General features: G+C 66.8%; 16 protein-coding genes. 11 read left to right on the top strand and 5 right to left on the bottom strand.

The genetic code is table 11. The features are described from left to right. The first annotated feature begins 103 nt into the window (after positions 1-103). The 5 genes from VTU_RS0116170 (at position 104) to VTU_RS0116190 (ending at position 6,059) form a co-directional block, all read left to right on the top strand. Positions 104-523, top strand: a complete 420-nt coding sequence (locus VTU_RS0116170) for a putative toxin-antitoxin system toxin component, PIN family (RefSeq protein ID WP_010106064.1) — start codon at positions 104-106, stop codon at positions 521-523. A 256-nt stretch (positions 524-779) separates the two neighbouring features. Then, the gene (locus VTU_RS0116175) at positions 780-1,766 is read left to right on the top strand and encodes a malate dehydrogenase (RefSeq protein ID WP_010106066.1); all 987 of its coding nucleotides are present in this window, start codon (positions 780-782) and stop codon (positions 1,764-1,766) included. 8 nt (positions 1,767-1,774) lie between these two features. Continuing rightward, positions 1,775-2,821 carry an HpcH/HpaI aldolase/citrate lyase family protein gene (locus VTU_RS0116180; protein ID WP_010106069.1) on the top strand — a complete coding sequence of 349 codons (1,047 nt, stop codon included), beginning with the start codon at positions 1,775-1,777 and terminating at the stop codon, positions 2,819-2,821. 21 nt (positions 2,822-2,842) lie between these two features. Then, positions 2,843-3,421 (top strand): hypothetical protein, encoded by a 579-nt coding sequence (locus tag VTU_RS0116185; protein WP_010106070.1) that lies wholly within the window; start codon positions 2,843-2,845, stop codon positions 3,419-3,421. A gap of 52 nt (positions 3,422-3,473) precedes the next feature. After that, on the top strand, positions 3,474-6,059 hold the full coding sequence (locus VTU_RS0116190) for a bifunctional aconitate hydratase 2/2-methylisocitrate dehydratase (protein WP_010106072.1): 2,586 nt from the start codon (positions 3,474-3,476) through the stop codon (positions 6,057-6,059). A gap of 94 nt (positions 6,060-6,153) precedes the next feature. Here VTU_RS0116190 and VTU_RS0116195 read toward each other — a convergent pair whose 3' ends face one another. Beyond that, complete coding sequence (locus VTU_RS0116195) at positions 6,154-6,777, bottom strand: glutathione S-transferase family protein (protein WP_029554480.1); 624 nt, start codon at positions 6,775-6,777, stop codon at positions 6,154-6,156. A 31-nt stretch (positions 6,778-6,808) separates the two neighbouring features. Further along, entirely contained in the window at positions 6,809-8,161 is a 1,353-nt protein-coding gene (locus VTU_RS0116200) for an AAA family ATPase (RefSeq protein WP_236610767.1), read from the bottom strand. Positions 8,162-8,251: 90 nt separating this feature from the next. On the opposite strand from VTU_RS0116200, the gene VTU_RS0116205 reads away from it, so the two are divergent. Then, positions 8,252-8,776: a gamma carbonic anhydrase family protein gene (locus VTU_RS0116205; protein WP_010106078.1), complete on the top strand. Its 525-nt coding sequence runs from the start codon at positions 8,252-8,254 to the stop codon at positions 8,774-8,776. A 14-nt stretch (positions 8,777-8,790) separates the two neighbouring features. Here VTU_RS0116205 and VTU_RS0116210 read toward each other — a convergent pair whose 3' ends face one another. Genes VTU_RS0116210 through VTU_RS0116220 form a run of 3 tightly spaced genes read right to left on the bottom strand, consistent with a single transcriptional unit; the run spans position 8,791 to position 12,672 of the window. Next, complete coding sequence (locus VTU_RS0116210) at positions 8,791-9,768, bottom strand: Bug family tripartite tricarboxylate transporter substrate binding protein (protein WP_010106080.1); 978 nt, start codon at positions 9,766-9,768, stop codon at positions 8,791-8,793. 21 nt (positions 9,769-9,789) lie between these two features. Continuing rightward, on the bottom strand, positions 9,790-10,554 hold the full coding sequence (locus VTU_RS0116215) for an SDR family NAD(P)-dependent oxidoreductase (RefSeq protein WP_010106082.1): 765 nt from the start codon (positions 10,552-10,554) through the stop codon (positions 9,790-9,792). Between the two features lie 36 nt (positions 10,555-10,590). Then, positions 10,591-12,672 carry a PAS domain-containing hybrid sensor histidine kinase/response regulator gene (locus VTU_RS0116220; protein WP_010106084.1) on the bottom strand — a complete coding sequence of 694 codons (2,082 nt, stop codon included), beginning with the start codon at positions 12,670-12,672 and terminating at the stop codon, positions 10,591-10,593. Between the two features lie 332 nt (positions 12,673-13,004). Here VTU_RS0116220 and VTU_RS0116225 point away from each other — a divergent pair, with 332 nt between their 5' ends. The 5 genes from VTU_RS0116225 to VTU_RS0116245 all read left to right on the top strand — a co-directional run. Further along, complete coding sequence (locus tag VTU_RS0116225; protein WP_010106086.1) at positions 13,005-14,336, top strand: ABC transporter substrate-binding protein; 1,332 nt, start codon at positions 13,005-13,007, stop codon at positions 14,334-14,336. A gap of 65 nt (positions 14,337-14,401) precedes the next feature. After that, entirely contained in the window at positions 14,402-15,262 is an 861-nt protein-coding gene (locus VTU_RS0116230) for a carbohydrate ABC transporter permease (RefSeq protein ID WP_010106088.1), read from the top strand. A gap of 8 nt (positions 15,263-15,270) precedes the next feature. Continuing rightward, a complete protein-coding gene (locus VTU_RS0116235; protein WP_081479858.1) occupies positions 15,271-16,125 on the top strand; it encodes a carbohydrate ABC transporter permease in 855 nt (284 codons plus the stop codon). Positions 16,126-16,204: 79 nt separating this feature from the next. Further along, entirely contained in the window at positions 16,205-17,629 is a 1,425-nt protein-coding gene (gene dalD / locus VTU_RS0116240) for a D-arabinitol 4-dehydrogenase (RefSeq protein ID WP_029554483.1), read from the top strand. Further along, positions 17,626-18,054, top strand: a 429-nt coding sequence (locus VTU_RS0116245) for an SDR family NAD(P)-dependent oxidoreductase (RefSeq protein ID WP_010106094.1), incomplete at its 3' end; no start/stop codon positions are given. The genes dalD and VTU_RS0116245, both read left to right, overlap by 4 nt.

Here is an 18,054-nt window from a genome sequence, read left to right on the forward strand (position 1 = left end):
TGGAGCGTGCCGTCGATCAAGCCAAGGCCGCCGCTGCCGGCATGGGCGATGCCGATCTGACCGACCTCATCGACGAAGCGGTGCAATGGGCACGTGAGCCCTGATGCGGGTCATCCTCGACACCAATGTGCTGCTCGGCGCGCTGATCTCGCCGCACGGCCCGCCCGACGCGATCTACCGCGCCTGGCGCGCAGCACGCTTCAAACTGGTGACGTCAACGGCGCAGCTCGACGAGCTACGGCGAGCGAGCCGCTATCCGAAGCTCAAGACCATCCTGCCCGCCCACCGCGTCGGCACGATGTTCAACAACATGCAGCGCGCCGTCGTGCTGGACGCACTGCCACCATTGCCGCAAGGCGTCGAAACAGCCGACCCGAACGACGCATTCCTGCTGGCGATGGCCTTGGCCGGTGAGGCCAACTACTTGGTGACTGGCGATCGCCGCGCCGGGCTGCTGCAACGCGGCAGCATCGGCCGCGCGCGCATCGTCCCCCCGGTTGCCTTCTGCGCCGAGGCGCTCTGACGCCTATACCGGCCAACTTCCCGTCCAGCACACGACGGGAACGCTGCGGCCGCTATCCGGACGCACCGGGACGGCGAGCAGAAAACGACTGTAGCTCTTGTATAAGACATAAGATAAATTCGCCGCGCGGTGCAGATCGGCGGTAGACTCCAAGGCTGTTTTGCGGGGCCCAAGTGGCTGGCAACAGGCGCTGTACAACCGGCGTCTGCGGTGCAGATTCCCGAGCCCTGATTTTTTCACTTCCTGGAGTTTTCACATGCGCAAGAAGCCTGTTCGCGTGGCCGTCACCGGCGCCGCCGGCCAAATCGGTTACGCCCTGCTGTTTCGCATCGCCTCGGGCGAAATGCTGGGCAAGGACCAGCCTGTCATCCTGCAACTGCTCGAAGTGCCCGCGGACGGCCCGCAAAAGGCGCTCAAGGGCGTGATGATGGAGCTCGACGACTGCGCCTTCCCCCTGCTCGCCGGAATGCAGGCGCACTCCGACCCGGCGGCGGCCTTCAGGGACGCCGACTACGCGCTGCTCGTCGGCTCGCGGCCGCGCGGCCCGGGAATGGAGCGCGCCGAACTGCTGGCGGTCAATGGCGCGATCTTCATCGCGCAGGGCAGGGCGCTGGACGCCGTGGCGAGCCGCGACGTGAAGGTGCTGGTGGTGGGCAACCCGGCGAACACCAACGCCTACATCGCCATGAAGAGCGCGCCCGGACTGCCGCGCAAGAACTTCACGGCGATGCTGCGCCTGGACCACAACCGCGCCGTGAGCCAGATCGCCGCGAAGACCGGCAAGGCCGTGGCGGACATCGAAAAGCTGGTCGTCTGGGGCAACCACTCGCCCACGATGTACGCCGACTACCGCTTCGCCACCGTCCACGGCGAAAGCGTGGCGCGCATGATCGACGACCAGGAGTGGAACGCCAACGTCTTCCTGCCCACCGTGGGCAAGCGCGGCGCGGCGATCATCGAGGCGCGCGGCCTGTCTTCGGCGGCCTCGGCGGCGAACGCGGCCATCGACCACATGCGCGACTGGGCCCTGGGCAGCAACGGCAAATGGGTCACCATGGGCGTTCCTTCGGATGGGCAGTACGGCATCCCCGGCGACACCCTGTTCGGTTTTCCCGTGACCTGCGAGAACGGCACATACAAAATCGTCGAAGGTCTGGAAATCGATGCGTTCTCGCAGGAGCGCATCCGCATCACGCTGGCTGAACTCCAGGGTGAGCAGGACGGCGTCAAGCACCTGCTGTAGGCCGCGCGATGCAGCCGACTCCACAGGCAGCGTGCAGCGCGCAGGGGCAGGGCGGCGCTGCACCCACCCATCCACGCGATGTTCTGCTGGGCGCCCAGGCGCGGCCCCGCTTTCTGCCCGTCTGCGACCATTACAGCGGCGTCGAGGCGCGCATGCGCAAGAGCCTGCAATTGCAGGCCGAAATGACGCAGGAGTTCGGCACCTGCGTCTTCGACGCCACGCTCGATTGCGAGGACGGCGCGCCGGTGGGCCTGGAGGCCGAGCACGCCCGGCTCGTCGCCGCGCTGGCCCTGGGCGCGGACCCCGCGGCGCGGGTTGCGGTCCGGGTCCATGCGGTGGAGCACCCCGCGTTTGCGAACGACGTCGCAACGATCGCGGGCGAAGCGGGCCACCGACTCAGCCACATCATGCTGCCCAAGGTGGAATCGGTGGACGACGTGCTGCTGCTTGAGCGCGCGCTCGAACGCGCCGGCACCCCCTCACTGCCGATTCATGCGCTGATCGAATCCCCCGCCGCGCTACAGCGCGCGTTCGAGATCGCCGCCCACCCGCGCGTGCAAAGCCTGAGCTTTGGCCTCATGGACTTCGTTTCGGCGCATGGCGGCGCCATCCCCGCGCAGGGCATGGGCTCGCAGGGGCAGTTTGCCCACCCGCTGGTGCTGCGCGCGAAGCTCGAGATCGCGTCCGCCTGCCACGCCCACGGCAAGCAGCCCGCGCACTGCGTGGTGACCGAGTTCTCCGACACCGCCGCCCTGCAGCACGCCGCACGCCGCGCCGCGCGCGAGCTGGGCTACACCCGCATGTGGAGCATTCACCCGGCGCAGATCCGCCCCATCCTGCAGGCCTTCGCGCCGCAGCCGGAAGACGTCGCGGCAGGCGCCGAAATCATTGCACTGGCCGCGCGCGCCGACTGGGCCCCGATCAACTTCGGGGGTGTGCTGCACGACCGTGCGAGCTACCGCTTTTACTGGCAGGTTCTGGAGCGCGCGCACGGCACCGGGGGCACGCTGCCGCCTGCCGCGCAGCAATGGTTTGACCCGCCTGAAGATTCCTGAATACCTCCCGCAGACTTGCCCATGATGAAAACCACCATCGTCATCGCCATTGCCTCCACCCTCATGCTGCTGGCTCCGACCGGCGTCCTGGCACAGACTGTCGTCAAGTCCATCGTCCAACCCGAGGCAAAGTCCGCCAAGGCCATCGCGCCCGCTGCCAGGCTGCGAACGGCCAAGGCCAGCCGCCGCACCCCGCCAGCCGCAGCCCTGCCCGATGCCGGCGACTCCGTGGCCGCAGCCCTCTCGCCCGCCGAACTGGCCATTGCCGAGCGTGTGCACGTGGGCCGCATACCCTGCGAGCTGGGCGCTTTCGTGACGGTCACTGCCGATCCCGCCACGGCGGGCCACTTTCACGTGGAAGGCAAGGGCTTCAAATACCACATGTCGCCCGTGCTCACGTCCACAGGCGCCGTGCGCCTGGAGGACGTCAGGAACGGCGCCGTCTGGCTGCAAATCGCCAACAAGTCCATGCTCATGAACCAGCGCCTGGGTCAGCGCCTGGCCGATGAATGCATGGGCCCCGAGCAATTCACGGCGACGCAGGCGTTCCGGGACAATCCGCCCGTGAACCTTCTGGAACCCCTGCCGGCCGCCAAATGACCCGCGGCCAGCCCCACCCCACCCCGATAAAACGCACAACTGGAGAAAAACGATGTTGCAAGCCTACCGTGAGCATGTGGCCGAGCGCGCCGCCCTCGGCATCCCCCCGCTGCCGCTGAGCGCCAAGCAAACCGGCGAACTGGTCGAACTGCTCAAGAACCCGCCCGCGGGCGAAGAGAGCACCCTCGTGGAACTGATCACCGGCCGCGTTCCCGCCGGCGTGGACGACGCGGCCAAGGTCAAGGCCAGCTATCTGGCGGCCGTGGCGCACGGCAGCGAAAAATGCCCGCTGATCGACCGCGAAAAAGCCACGCAGCTGCTGGGCACCATGCTCGGCGGCTACAACCTCACGCCGCTGATCGAACTGCTCGACGACGCCGCCATCGCGCCGGTGGCCGCCGAAGCGCTCAAAAAGACGCTGCTGATGTTCGACCAGTTCCACGATGTCAAGGCAAAGGCCGACCAGGGCAACCCCTTCGCGCAGGCCGTGCTGCAAAGCTGGGCCGACGCCGAATGGTTCACGAGCCGCCCCGAAGTGCCCCAGAGCATCCGGATCACCGTGTTCAAGGTCAGCGGCGAAACGAATACCGACGACCTGTCGCCCGCGCCCGACGCATGGAGCCGTCCGGACATCCCCTTGCACGCGCTGGCCATGCTCAAGAACCGGCGCGACGGCATCACGCCCGAGGAAGACGGCCGGCGCGGTCCGGTGCAGTTCATCCAGGACCTGCGCGCCAGGGGCCGGATCGTCGCCTACGTGGGGGACGTGGTGGGAACCGGTTCGAGCCGCAAGTCGGCGACGAACAGCGTGCTGTGGTTTACCGGCGAAGACATCCCCTGCGTTCCGAACAAGCGCTTTGGCGGCGTGTGCCTGGGGGCGAAGATCGCACCCATCTTCTACAACACCATGGAAGACGCGGGCGCGCTGCCCATCGAACTGGACGTGGGCCAGATGCACATGGGCGACGAGATCGAACTCCAGCCCTACGCGGGCAAGGCCCTGAAAGACGGCCGCGTGATCGCCGAGTTCCAGGTCAGGAGCGAGGTGCTGTTCGACGAGGTGCGCGCCGGCGGCCGGATTGCACTGATCATCGGCCGCGGCCTGACGGCCAAGGCGCGCGCAGCGCTGGGGCTGCCCGCGTCCACGCTGTTTCGCCTGCCCCAGGCGCCCGCTGCCAGCGGCCGGGGCTTTACGCTGGCGCAGAAAATGGTGGGCCGCGCCTGCGGCCTGCCCGAGGGCCAGGGCGTGCTGCCCGGCAGCTACTGCGAACCGCGCATGGCCTCGGTGGGCTCGCAGGACACCACGGGCCCCATGACGCGCGACGAGCTCAAGGACCTGGCCTGCCTGGGCTTCAGCGCCGACCTGGTGATGCAGTCGTTCTGCCACACGGCCGCGTACCCCAAGCCCGTGGACGTGAAAATGCACCACGAACTGCCCGACTTCATGAGCACGCGCGGCGGCATCTCGCTCCAGCCCGGCGACGGAATCATCCACAGCTGGCTGAACCGCATGCTGCTGCCCGACAGCGTGGGCACCGGCGGCGATTCGCACACCCGCTTTCCCATCGGCATCAGCTTCCCCGCAGGCTCCGGCCTGGTGGCGTTTGCCGCGGCCACGGGCGTGATGCCGCTGGACATGCCCGAATCGGTGCTGGTGCGCTTCAAGGGCCGGATGCAGCCCGGCGTGACGCTGCGCGACCTCGTGCACGCGATTCCCCTGTACGCCATCCGGACCGGCCTGCTGAGCGTGGCCAAGCAGGGCAAGAAGAACATCTTCTCGGGCCGCATCCTCGAAATCGAAGGCCTGCCGGACCTGAAGGTCGAGCAGGCGTTCGAGTTGTCCGACGCGTCGGCCGAGCGCTCCGCCGCCGGCTGCACCGTGCGCCTGAACAAGGAGCCCGTGATCGAGTACATCCACTCGAACATCGTGCTGCTCAAGAACATGATCGCCCAGGGCTACGCCGACGCGCGCACCATCGCCCGCCGCATCGAGGCCATGCAGAACTGGCTGGCGAATCCCGAACTGCTGGCCCCGGACGCGGACGCGCAGTACGCCGCCGTGATCGAAATCGATCTGAACGAAATCCACGAACCCATCGTCTGCTGCCCCAACGACCCCGACGACGCGAAGACGCTGTCGGATGTGGCCGGCGCGACGATCGACGAAGTATTCATCGGTTCGTGCATGACGAACATCGGCCATTTCCGCGCCGCGTCAAAACTGCTCGAAGGCAGAAAGGACCTCCCGGTCAAGCTGTGGATGGCGCCGCCCACGAAGATGGACGCGCAGCAACTCACCCAGGAGGGCCACTACGGCGTATTCGGCAGCGCCGGCGCGCGCATGGAAATGCCCGGTTGCTCACTGTGCATGGGCAACCAGGCGCAGGTCAAGGAAGGCGCGACCGTCATGTCCACGAGCACGCGCAATTTCCCCAACCGCCTGGGCAAGAACACCCAGGTGTACCTGGGCTCAGCGGAGCTCGCGGCCATCTGCTCCCGACTCGGCCGCATCCCCTCGCGCCAAGAGTACCTGGCCGATATGGGCGTGATCCAGCAAAACGGCGAACGCATCTACCAGTACATGAACTTTGACCGGATCGCTGCGTTCAAGGAGGTTGCGGATGGGGTGGCTGCGTGAAGGTCTCTGCACTGGCATGAAGCAAGCAGAAACGTCGTCAATCTTGTGGGCTACGCATGCCTGATTCTGCTCGTAGGCGTGCCATGCGCAGACGTCATGGCATGCCGTTAGCCACAAACTCATCGAAACCTTGCCTGGGCTTCAGACGCGTCAGATAGGCGTCTACTGCCGGTAGCGAGGGCCGCACCATAGGCGTCTGCTGCCAGCGATACGCCGACAGGCCAAGGACGATATCCGCCAGTGTGAAACCGGCCCCAGCCACATAAGCGCCCGTCTGATCCAACCTCTGGTTCAGAAGCTGCATATTGTTGTTCCAGGACTTGATGCTTGCTTCGAGGAGTTGCGAGTCCTGATGGGCCTCACTATGCCGGACGATGGCCATAAATGCATAACGCCAGGAGTAGTTCAGTTCAGTGGCCTGCCAGTCCATCCACTTCTCAACATCCGCGCGTGCTCTCGCTTGCGCCGGCAACAAGTCCGTTCTTGCCGCGCGATTGGCCAAATACCGGCAGATGCTGTTGGATTCCCAAAGAACAAAATCGCCATCCACCAAGACCGGAACCATGGCATTGGCATTCAGCGCCAGGAACTCCGGCTCCGAGGTGGATCGATAACCCACGCCCCAGTCCTCCCGAACATAGGCAGCCCCCACTTCCGTCAAGGCCCAGAGCACCTTTCTCACATTGATGGATTCCGCTTTTCCAAGGAGGCGCATCATCACGATTCTCCTGTTGTCGTTCACAAATCCCTTATAGCTGAGGGACGGCGCCATAGGCTCCAGCCATGTATTTGGCGTAGAGGTTGTCATCGGAGCGCACACCTTTGACGTCGTCCAGGCGCCAGGCATCGCTCTCGCAATTGCCGTCCTTTTCCACCAGCACGACCTGGGCCTTGTGCAGGAGACTCAGTACCTCCATCGAGTGGCACGTGAAAATGATTTGTACATTGTCCGGATTGGTCTTGGGTGAGAAGAACAGGTCCAGGATCGGCCTCAGCATATGGGGATGCAAGTCCGCCTCGAGTTCGTCGATGACAACCAGACCACCGCCGCACTGCAGGACTGGCAGGATGCGCGAGAGCAGGATGAAAGCGCTTTGGGTACCGCTGGATTCTTCCAGGATCGCGAGTGAATGCTCTTTGTCGCCGACACGGTGGATGCCGAAGGGAATCTCAAGCTCGTTGGGCACGCCCCTTTTTTCCTGTTTCCCTATCCTCTTTTCCATGCGCACGTCCGCCAAGCCCAAATCCCACTGACGCAAGAGGGATGCCATCTGGTTTCGGATATCGGTGTTTTTGGCGTAGAAATCGGATGCGCGCAGGATCTCGCTGAATGGGAGATCGCTGTCCTTTGATCGACCAAATTGCCGTACATTGCTCAGCACAATCGTCGAAACCAACTTCAAAGCCAGTTTGACTTCGTACTGGGCAGCCGTCGATATCAGTGAAGCGTTTTCATGGACTTTTTCGGCTTCTTTCTGCGGCATTCCAAACTGCTGCTGTTTGACCGCATAACCCTTGCGCGGCTGCCATTCGCGGGTGAATACGTACGAAAAGGCGCGGCTGTGCTTTGGCTTTGCGTAGAGAGACTCGTGCCTGACCCGATCTCGTGAAGCGACCAGCCGGTAGCGCCACTCCTGGTCGTCGAACTCGAACTCCAGCTCGAAGGTGCTGGCCTCATCAACCGCTGCTGAAAAATGCGGGGCGAGCGGGATAGGGGTGCCCGGCTTGGCACGGAAGGATTGCTTCATGAACCAATCCACGAAGACCAGCGATTTGATCAGCGTCGTTTTGCCGCTCGCGTTGGCACCGATGACGGCAATAGCCTTTGACAGATGCGTGCCGGCCGGAGATTCGCAGGAGCGGTGGTCGTCGGGTGCGTGGCCGTTCAGTTCCAGCGAGATGCGCACGGGGTCTTTGAACGATTGAAAGTTTTGCAACGTGAAGGATCGCAGCATCATGATATTGACTCTTTGGGTGATTTCAACAATTTTTCGTATTCTATTCGATTGGAAGAGATTTTCAATGTGATAAAAGTGAAATTCCAACAGAATTTTGTGGATGCTTGCCCCTTTCCCCGTGGGCCGTGACGTGGCCTGCACCACGCCGGTTTTCCAAGGGCCACGCCTTGTAGTATTGGCGGCTTCCGCGGACCTGCCAATGCGCAGGTGTCCCATCTTTTCCAAAAGGGCTGTATGGCGATCTACGAACTCGATGGGGTGGCGCCGCAACTCGCGGCGTCGGCCTGGGTGGCCGAGAGCGCGCAGGTGCTGGGCCGGGTGTTCCTCGGCGAGGACAGCAGCGTGTGGTTTGGCGCGGTGATCCGGGGGGACTCCGGGGGCATCACGATCGGTGCGGGCTCGAATGTCCAGGACGCCAGCGTGCTGCACGCCGACGCCGACAGGCCGCTGCGCGTGGGCGCGCGCGTGACGCTGGGCCACCGGGTCATGCTGCACGGTTGCAGCATTGGCGACGGGTCGTTGATCGGCATCGGCGCCGTGGTGCTGAATGGCGCCAGGATCGGCCGCGATTGCCTGGTGGGCGCCGGTGCGCTGGTGACCGAGGGCAAGGAGTTTGCGGACGGATCGCTGATCCTCGGCAGCCCGGCGCGGGCCGTGCGCACGCTCGCGCCGGAGCAGATCGTAGTGTTGCGCCAGAGCGCGCAGCACTACATCGACAACGCGCGCCGCTTTCGCAGCGGTCTGCGCAAGATCGGCTGAGCGCTGCCCCGGGGCTAATCGATTTTGGCGCCCGAGGCCTGCACGATGTCCTTCCACTTCGCGTAGTCGGCTCCGAGCAGCTGCCCGAACTGCTCCACCGACATGGCCTCGGGTTCTGCGCCCTGGGCATGGATGGCGGCCTGCACGTCGGCCGTGGCGAGCAGCTTGTTGACTTCGGCGTTGATGCGCTGCACCACGCTCGCGGGCGTTCCGGCGGGGGCGAACAGGCCGTACCAAGTGCTGGTGTCAAAGTCCTTGAAGCCCGATTCGGCCACGGTGGGAACGTCGGGCAGCGACGCGCTGCGCTTGGCCGAGGTCACGGCCAGCGGGCGCAGCTTGCCGGCCCTGATCTGGCCCATGGCCGAGGGCAGCGACGACAGCAGCAGGTGCACGTTGCCGGCCAGCGCGTCGAGCAGCGCGGGGTTCGAGCCCTTGTAGGGAATGGGATTCAGCTGCACGCCCGCCGCCTTCGCAAACAGGTGGCCCGCCATGTGGATCGAGGTGCCGTTGCCGGGCGAGCCGTAGCTGATGGTGTCGGGCGCGGCCCTGGCTGCGGCCACCACGTCGGCCAGGGTCTTGAATGGCGAGTCCGCGCGGGTGCTGATGAGCACGGGCGTGTACGCCACATGGGCCACGGCGGCCAAGTCGCGGGTCGGGTCCCAGGGCAGGTTCTTGTAGAACCAGGGGCCGATCACGAGGTTGTCCTTCTGGCCCATCACGAGCTCGTAGCCCGTGGGCGCGGCCTTCACGGCCTCGCCAATGCCGATGGTGCCGCCCGCGCCGGCCTTGTTTTCGGCGACCACGGTCCAGCGCGCCTGCTCGGCGAGCCGGCTGGCCACGAGGCGCGCGAGGATGTCGGTGCCGCCGCCGGGCGGGAAGGGAATGATCAGGCGGATCGGCCTGTCGGGGTAGGCCGGGGCCTGCGCCTGCGCCGCGCCGAGGGTCAGCGCGAGCGCGAACGCGCCCAACAAGGAAAGCAGTTTGCGCAGCATGGTGCGGGAGATCCGGTTTTCTCAGGCGTCGCGCACGTCGGCGACCGGCTGCGCGCCGAAGTCTGCGCGCTCCAGCCAGGCGAGCACGCGCGCGGCGGCGTCGGCGGGCGATGCGAGCCGGCCCTCGGTCTGGAGGCGGGTGAAATTCTGGTGGTCCGGAAACGCCTCGGGCATGGCGTTGCGCAGCTGCTCCTGCATGCCGGTGTCGATCACGCCGGGGGCCAGCGCGCAGATCTTGGCGCCATGGGGCTTGAGGGCCTCGTCCAGCGCCACGCAGCGGCTGAAGTGGTCCATTCCCGCCTTGGCCGCGCAGTACGCGGCTTGCGAGGCCATGGCGCGGCGCCCCAGTCCCGAGGAGACGTTGAGCACCTTGCGCGGCAGCGTCCAGGCGTCGGTGGCGCCGAGGAAGGCCGCAGTGAGCTGCATGGGTGCCTCCAGCCCGACACGCAGGGCGCGGGCCAAGTCGGCGCAGTCGCTGCCCGACAGGGGCGCGATGCGCGGGATCAGGCCGGCGTTGTTGATCAGCGTGGCGCTCGCAAAGTTCGCCGGGTCTTGGGCCGCAAGCCAGGTTACAAGCCGCTGCGCGGCCCGTTCGCCCTGCGCCAAATCGTGCTGCCATTGTTCGATGGTGGCGCCCGCGGTCCGGGCCTGTGCGTCCAGTTCGGCGTTCGCGCTGCGGGCGATGCAGATCACGGTGTTGCCGCTGCGCAGCAGCTGCCGGGCCAGCGCCAGGCCCAGGCCGCGCGACGCGCCGGTGAGGATGTGGAGGTGGCTGTGGTGGGGCATGCCGCGATGGTAGCGTGCTCCGTTTTCAGGACGCGCTCAGGGCGTGTCGTTGCCCCCCACGAGCCGCCGTACCGTGGCGCAGAGTTCCTGCAGGTCGTCGGGTTTGTGGATCAGCGCGCGCGCGCCCTCGGCCAGGGCCGCCTGCTCGATCTCGGCGGTGATGTAGCCCGAGGCCAGCGCCACCGGCAGGTCGGGGCGGATGCGGCGCGCCGTGCGCACCAGATCGACGCCGCAGAAGCCGGGCATGCTGTAGTCGGTGACGAGCAGGTCGTAGGCCCAGGGGTCGGCGCGCAGTGCGGCCGTGGCGGCGTGCGGGTCGGTATGGCCGCTGACCTCGTAGCCCTCGCGGCGCAGCAGGCGCTGCATCAGGTTGACCAGGGCCGGGTCGTCGTCCACGTACATCACATGGCGCTTTCTGTGCAGTGCGGCGCCGGGGGCGGATGGTGCCACCGGCTCGGGCGCTGTCTGCAGGGGCTGCGCCGCTGGCGTGCCCTGGGGCGCGAGCGGAAAGTACAGCGTGAACCGGCTGCCCTGACCTGGCGCGCTGTGCACGTCCACCGCGCCTTCGTGGGTGCGCATCACGCCGTGCACCACGGCCAGGCCCAGGCCGGTTCCCTGGCCCACGGGCTTGGTGGTGAAAAAGGGCTCGAAGATGCGCTCCTGCGTCGCTGCGTCCATTCCGGGGCCGCTGTCGCGCACGCTCAGCGCCACGTAGTCGCTGCACGCCAGACCCAGGCGCTTGATCAGGCGCTGGTCGGGCCGCACCGTGCTGGCCTCGACGTGGATGCTGCCGCGCTGCGCGCCGATCGCGTACACGGCGTTGGTGCACAGGTTGAGCAGGGCCTGCTCGGCCTGCGTGGCGTCCGCCAGAATGGGCGGCAGACCGGCCGGCAATTGCATGTGCAGCGCGATCGCGGGGGGCAGGCTGACGCGCAGCAGGCGCCCGGTGTCGTGCACCACGTCGGCCAGCGCAACGGCCGCGCGGCGCGGGGGATCGTTGCGGCTGAAGGTCAGGATCTGGCGCACCAGGTCGCGCGCACGGCGCGCGGCCTGGTCGATTTCGAGCAGGCTGTCGCGCACCGGTGAACCCGGCGCGCAGTCGGCCTTGGCGAGTTCCAGATTCCCCAGGATCGCGCCCAGGATGTTGTTGAAGTCGTGCGCAATGCCGCCGGCCAGGGTGCCCATGGCCTGCATCTTGTGCGCCTCGCGCAGCTGCGCCTCGAGCGCGCTGCGCTGCGCCTCGGCCTTCTTGCGTCCGCTCAGGTCGCGCGCGAACACCGTGGTGCTCTCGCCCTGCGCGTGGTGCTCGAACGCCACGCCGACCTCCACGCTCAGCTCCTTGCCGCCGGCGGTGCGCGCGCGCATCTCGTGCGGGCCGCGCTGCGCCAGCACCACGTCGGGCAGAAAGCGCTCCAGCTTGCTGCCCAGCGCGTCGCCGGCGGGGCATTCGAACAGCGCCGCCGCCGTGGGGTTGAACACCGTGATGCGCTGGTTCCGATCGACGCAGAGGATGGCGTCGAACGCCGCGTCGATGACGGCTGCGAGCCGCTGTTCGCTCGCGTGCAGTTGCTCGTTGCGCTGGCGCAGCGCTTGGCGCTCGGCGAGCAGCGGGCCCTGGTCGATGACCGCGCAGAGGAATTGCGGCCGGGGCGGGCCGTCGCTTTGTGGCGCCTCGATGCGCGTGATGTGCAGGTCGCCGGTGATCCAGGTTCCCTCGCCGATCGGGAACACCACCTCCTTGGCCTCGCTGTGGCCCTGCTCTGCGGCCTGGGCAAAGGCTGCGCGCACGCGCTGCGCGTCCTGGGCGCGCACAAAGGGCATCAGGGCCGTGAGCGGCCGGTCGCGTTCGCCGGGCTGGAACGAGCGCTGCGCCATCGAGTTCGCCTGCACCACCATGTCGTGTTCGTCGAGCACCATGAGCGCCAGCGGAACGCGTGCGAACAGCGTCTCGAAGCGTTCGCAGGCGCTCTCGGCCACCGCCTGGCTGTAGCGCAGGACCTTGTTCTGGCGCTCCAGTTCGGCAACCAGGCTGGCGTCGCAAGGGGCTGCCGGTGTTGGCGCTGGCGGGGCGCTGCGCTGCGCCGCAGGATCCAGAAAGGACAGGTCCGGGACGCTCATGGCAGGGTCGGCCAAGCGCAAGCCATGGGACAGGCGCGCGGGAGGGCGCGCGCCGCGCGATGCTGGGGGCCGGGACGCATGGCGCGAGTGTACTGCCCCGCAAATGCCGGGGGCCTGCACGCCGCGGGGGCACGGGACAGCCCCCGTTTTCAGATACCTTCTTGATGCAGCTAGGTATAAATCCCGGTCATCTGGTGCAAATCAGTATCTGTCATGGCAATTTGCGTACCAATCGGACATGGCCACGTTGGTATCGTTGGCGCCGTCCATGTTGCGCATGCGCCCGGCGTTGGACGGCAGATTCCATACCCATTTCCGCAGGAGACACCCCGATGCCCCATTCCACCCATGCTGCTGCGGCGCCCCGCCGGTGGACCGCCGCCGCGTTGGCCCTGGTACTGTGCGCTGGCGCGAGCGCGCAGACCGAGCTCGTGATCGCCACCGTGAACAACGGCCACATGATCGAGATGCAAAAGCTCAGCCGGCACTTCGAGCAGGCGCACCCGGACATCAAGCTCAAATGGGTCACGCTCGAGGAGGGCGTGCTGCGCCAGCGCGTGACGACCGACATCGCCACGCGGGGTGGGCAGTTCGACGTCATGACCATCGGCATGTACGAGGCGCCCATCTGGGGCCGCAAGGGCTGGCTGCAGGAGTTGAAGACCGACGCCGCCTACGACGTGGACGACCTGCTGCCCGCCATACGCAACGGCCTGTCGATCGACGGCAAGCTGTACGCGGCCCCGTTCTACGGCGAAAGCTCGATGCTCATGTACCGCAAGGACCTGCTGGACAAGCAGGGGGCGCAAATGCCCGAGCGTCCGACCTGGCCGCAGGTCCGGGCGCTGGCCGAGAAGCTCCACGACCCCGGCAACGGCGTGTACGGCATCTGCCTGCGCGGCAAGCCGGGCTGGGGCGACAACATGGCCTTTCTGACCACGCTGGTGAACACCTTTGGCGGCCAGTGGTTCGACATGCAGTGGAAGCCGCAGCTCCTGAGCAAACCCTGGAAGGAGGCGATCAGCTTCTACGTGGACCTGCTCAGAAACTACGGCCCGCCCGGCTCGTCGGCGAACAGCTTCAACGAAATTCTGGCGCTGACGAATTCCGGCAAATGCGGCATGTGGGTTGACGCGACCAGCGCCGCCTCGTTCGTGAGCGACCCCAAGCAGTCCAAGGTGGCCGGGCAGATGGCCTTTGCGCGGGCGCCGACCATGTACACGCCCAAGGGCGCGAACTGGCTGTGGTCGTGGAATCTGGCGATTCCCGCGGGCTCCAGGAAGGTCGATGCGGCGCACAAGTTCATCATCTGGTCCACGAGCAAGGACTACGTGCAACTGGTGGCCAAGACCAACGGCTGGGCGAACGTGCCCACCGGAGTGCGCAAGAGCACCTACGCCAACCCCGAGTTCCAGAAGGCCGCGCACTTTGCCACTGCCGAAAAGCTGGCCATCGATTCGGCCAACCCCACGGACTCGACGCTGCCCGAGAGCCCCTATGTGGGCGTGCAGTTTGCCGCCATCCCCGAGTTCCAGGCCATAGGCATCGCCGTGGGGCAGCAGATGAGCGCGGCGCTCGCGGGAAGGACCTCGGTGGACGCGGCGCTCCAGGCCAGCCAGACCCTGACCGAGCGCGAGATGAAAAAGGGCGGCTACTACAAGTGAGCGGCCCGGCGCTGGCTGGCGTTCTTGGAGCGCCGACCCCCGCTGCGCCTTTTTCGGAAAATCCCATGAACCGCCTGCTCCCCCGCCTGCTGCTGACGCCGGCCATGGCCACGCTCTTTCTCTGGATGAGCGTTCCGCTGGCGATGACGATCCATTTCTCGTTCATCCGCTACAACCTGCTGCAACCCGAGCAGTCGGGCTTTGCGGGGCTGGAGAACTTCGAGTACTTCGTCACCGACCCATCGTTTGGTACGGCGGTGCTGAACACGCTGCTGCTGCTCGGCAGCGTGATCGCCATCACCGTGTTGCTGGGCGTGGCGCTGGCGCTGTTGATCGATGCGCCGTTTCCGGGGCGGACTCTGGTGCGGCTGCTGCTGATCGCGCCCTTCTTCGTGATGCCCACCGTGAACGCGCTGCTGTGGAAGCACATGATGATGAACCCCATCTACGGGGTGCTGGCGCAGCTGTGGATGTTCTTTGGCGCGCAGCCCGTGGACTGGCTCACCGATTACCCGCTGCTGTCCGTGGTCATCATGGTGGCCTGGCAATGGCTGCCGTTTGCCACGCTGATCTTCATGACCGCGCTGCAGAGCATGAGCCACGAGCAGCTCGAAGCCGCGCGCATGGACGGCGCCAACTCGCTGCAACAGCTGCGCTACCTGTACCTGCCGCATCTGGCGCGCCCGGTGGCGGTGGTGGTGATGATCGAGCTCATCTTCTTGCTCGGCATCTTCGCCGAGATCTACACCACAACGGGCGGCGGTCCGGGCGACGCAAGCACCAACGTGACCTTTCTGATCTTCAAGCAGGCGCTGCTCAACTTCGACGCCGGCGTGGCCTCGGCCGGCGCGCTGTTCGCGGTGCTGCTCGCGAACGTCGTCGCCGTGTTCCTGATCCGCATGGTCGGCAAGAACCTCGACCAGTGAGCCGCACCATGAACCGCACCATGGGCACCACCCGACGCCGTTCCTGCCGCCCCCTGGGCATGCTGGCGCTGCGCACCACGGCGGCCTGGGGGGCCGCGCTGCTGCTGTTCTTCCCGCTCGGCTGGCTGCTGCTCACCGCCTTCAAGACCGAGTTGCAGGCGATCTCCGTGCCGCCGCTGCTGTGGTTCAGGCCCACGCTCGAGAGCCTGTACGCCGTGCAGGAGCGCAGCGACTACCTGCTGTACGCCAGGAACTCGGTCGTCACCAGCGTGCTGTCCACGCTGCTCGGCCTGGCGCTGGCCGCCCCCGCGGCCTACGCCATGGTGTTCTTCAAGGTGCGCCACACCCGGGACATCCTGATGTGGATGCTCTCGACCAAGATGATGCCCGCCGTGGGCGCGCTGGTTCCCGTCTACGTGCTGGCGCAAAAGAGCCAACTGCTCGATACGCAGCTGGTGCTGATCATCGTGTTCGCGCTGTCCAACCTGCCGATCATGGTCTGGATGCTGTACACGCACTTCAAGGACATTCCGCACGAGATTCTGGAGGCCGCGCGCATGGACGGCGCCACGCTGTGGCAGGAGCTGCGCCTGGTGCTGCTGCCGCTGGGAATGGGCGCTCTGGCGTCCACGGGCCTGCTGTGCCTGGTGCTGTCGTGGAACGAGGCCTTCTGGAGCCTGAACCTGAGCGCCGCCAAGGCGGGCACGCTGGCCACGCTGATCGCCTCGTACTCCAGCCCCGAGGGGCTGTTCTGGGCCAAGCTGTCCGCCGCCTCGCTGATGGCCATCGCACCCATCGTGGTGTTTGGCTGGTTCAGCCAAAAGCAGCTGGTGCAGGGCCTGACCTTTGGCGCCGTGAAGTAGGGCGCCGGCCAGGGCATGGAGAAAAAACCGGACTGACCGGACGACCTGCTCCCTTTCACTTCCTTGACCCCCATCTCCCATGACAACCGACCCATCCCCCTTGACCATCCTGCACCTCGGACTGGGCGCGTTTCACCGCGCGCACCAGGCGCTGTATTTGCAGCAATTGCACGCGCTGGGCGACCACCGCTGGGTGCTGGCCAGCGGCAACCTGCGCCCCGACATGCAGCAGACCATCGCCGCGCTGCAGGCGCAGCAGGGCGCGTACACGCTGGAGACGGTCAGCGCGCAGGGCGTGCGCAGCTACACCCGGGTCGAGTCGATCCGCAGGGTGCTCGCATACACCCCCGATCTGGCCGCTCTGGTGGCGCTGGCGCAGCAGCCGGGGACGCGCATCATCTCGTTCACCGTGACCGAGGCCGGCTACTACCTGGACAGCCGCGACCAGATCGACTGGGACGGCGCGCCCGAACTGCGGCAAGACCTGCAGGCGCTGCGCGCGGGCGGCGGCAGTGCGGGCGGCGGGGTGGTCTGCACCCTCTACGGCGCGCTCAGCGTCATGCTGCGCGCGCGCATGCGTGCGAACGCGGGCGCCGTGACGCTGCTTTGCTGCGACAACCTGCGGCACAACGGCGATCGCACGCGCAGCGGCCTGCTGCAATTTGTGCTCGCGCTCGGCGACGCTGAACTCGCGCACTGGATCAGCATGCACAGCACCAGCCCCAACGCCATGGTCGATCGCATCACCCCCCGGCCGACCCCGGACGTGGTGCAGCGCGTGCGCCAGGCCACGGGCCGCGACGACCCCGCCGCGCTGATGGCCGAGAGCTTTATCCAGTGGGTCATGGAGGACCGCTTTGCGCATGGCCGCCCCGCGTGGGAGCGTGTGGGCGTGGAACTGGTGGAGTCGGTGGTGCCGTATGAGGAGGCGAAGATCCGCCTGCTCAACGCCACGCACTGCTGCATCGCCTGGGCGGGAACGCTCGCCGGCTACCGCTTCATCCACGAGGGCACGCAGGACCGCGCGATCCGCCAAATGGCGTTCGACTACATGACCGACGACGCCATCCCGGCGCTCAGCCCCAGCCCGCTGGACCTGGCCCGCTACCGCGACGTGGTGCTGGAGCGCTTCACCAACCCGGCCATCGAAGACAGCAACCAGCGCGTGGCCATGGACGGCTTCAGCAAGATCCCCGGCTTCATCGCGCCCACCATCGGCGAGCGGCTGGCGCGCGGCGCGGGAATTGCCGGCGTGGCCATGCTGCCGGCGCTGTTCCTGGCCTATTTGCAGCGCTGGCACGCGGGGCAGATCCCATACCCCTACCAGGACCAGACCATGGACGCGCACGCGGCGCACGCGCTCTGCGCGGCGCCCGACCCCGTGGCGGCCTTTGCCGCCGACCGCGTGCTGTGGGGCAAGCTGGCGGGTGACGCGCGCCTGACCGACGCGCTGCGCAGCGCGTACCAGCGCGTCGTCACCTGGACCCGGGAGCGCAGCGCATGACCTGGGCACCGATCCCCCCCGCGCAGCGCCTGCGGGGCCGGCATGCGCTGCTCACCGGCGCTGCCGGCGGCATGGGCCTGGCCGTGGCGCAGGCCTATCTGCAACAGGGCGCCCGCTGCAGCGTGGCCGACCTGGGCGCGCACGCCACGCCGGAGCTCGTCGCGCTGATGGCGCAGCACCCCGACGCGCTGCACTACCTGCGCAGCGACGTCACGCAAGCGGCGCAGATCGACGCGCTGATCGGCGCCGCCGCCGCGCGCTTTGGCCCCGTGAGCACGCTGTTCAACAACGCCGCGATCTTCGACATGGCGCCGCTGCTGGAAAGCGACGAAGCCATGTACGACAGGATTTTTGCCGTGAACGTCAGGGGCGCCTTCTTCGTCATGCAGAAAGTGCTCGCGCACATGCTGCGGCACGGCGTGCGG

This window comes from Verminephrobacter aporrectodeae subsp. tuberculatae At4 (assembly GCF_000193225.1).
Lineage (GTDB): Bacteria > Pseudomonadota > Gammaproteobacteria > Burkholderiales > Burkholderiaceae_C > Acidovorax > Acidovorax aporrectodeae.

Coding starts and splice junctions, on each gene's coding strand:
- VTU_RS0116170 (WP_010106064.1), top strand. CDS start 104: ATGCGGGTCATCCTCGACACCAATGTGCTGCTCGGCGCGCTGATCTCG.
- VTU_RS0116175 (WP_010106066.1), top strand. CDS start 780: ATGCGCAAGAAGCCTGTTCGCGTGGCCGTCACCGGCGCCGCCGGCCAA.
- VTU_RS0116180 (WP_010106069.1), top strand. CDS start 1,775: ATGCAGCCGACTCCACAGGCAGCGTGCAGCGCGCAGGGGCAGGGCGGC.
- VTU_RS0116185 (WP_010106070.1), top strand. CDS start 2,843: ATGATGAAAACCACCATCGTCATCGCCATTGCCTCCACCCTCATGCTG.
- VTU_RS0116190 (WP_010106072.1), top strand. CDS start 3,474: ATGTTGCAAGCCTACCGTGAGCATGTGGCCGAGCGCGCCGCCCTCGGC.
- VTU_RS0116195 (WP_029554480.1), bottom strand. CDS start 6,777: ATGATGCGCCTCCTTGGAAAAGCGGAATCCATCAATGTGAGAAAGGTG.
- VTU_RS0116205 (WP_010106078.1), top strand. CDS start 8,252: ATGGCGATCTACGAACTCGATGGGGTGGCGCCGCAACTCGCGGCGTCG.
- VTU_RS0116210 (WP_010106080.1), bottom strand. CDS start 9,768: ATGCTGCGCAAACTGCTTTCCTTGTTGGGCGCGTTCGCGCTCGCGCTG.
- VTU_RS0116215 (WP_010106082.1), bottom strand. CDS start 10,554: ATGCCCCACCACAGCCACCTCCACATCCTCACCGGCGCGTCGCGCGGC.
- VTU_RS0116220 (WP_010106084.1), bottom strand. CDS start 12,672: ATGAGCGTCCCGGACCTGTCCTTTCTGGATCCTGCGGCGCAGCGCAGC.
- VTU_RS0116225 (WP_010106086.1), top strand. CDS start 13,005: ATGCCCCATTCCACCCATGCTGCTGCGGCGCCCCGCCGGTGGACCGCC.
- VTU_RS0116230 (WP_010106088.1), top strand. CDS start 14,402: ATGAACCGCCTGCTCCCCCGCCTGCTGCTGACGCCGGCCATGGCCACG.
- VTU_RS0116235 (WP_081479858.1), top strand. CDS start 15,271: ATGAACCGCACCATGGGCACCACCCGACGCCGTTCCTGCCGCCCCCTG.
- dalD (WP_029554483.1), top strand. CDS start 16,205: ATGACAACCGACCCATCCCCCTTGACCATCCTGCACCTCGGACTGGGC.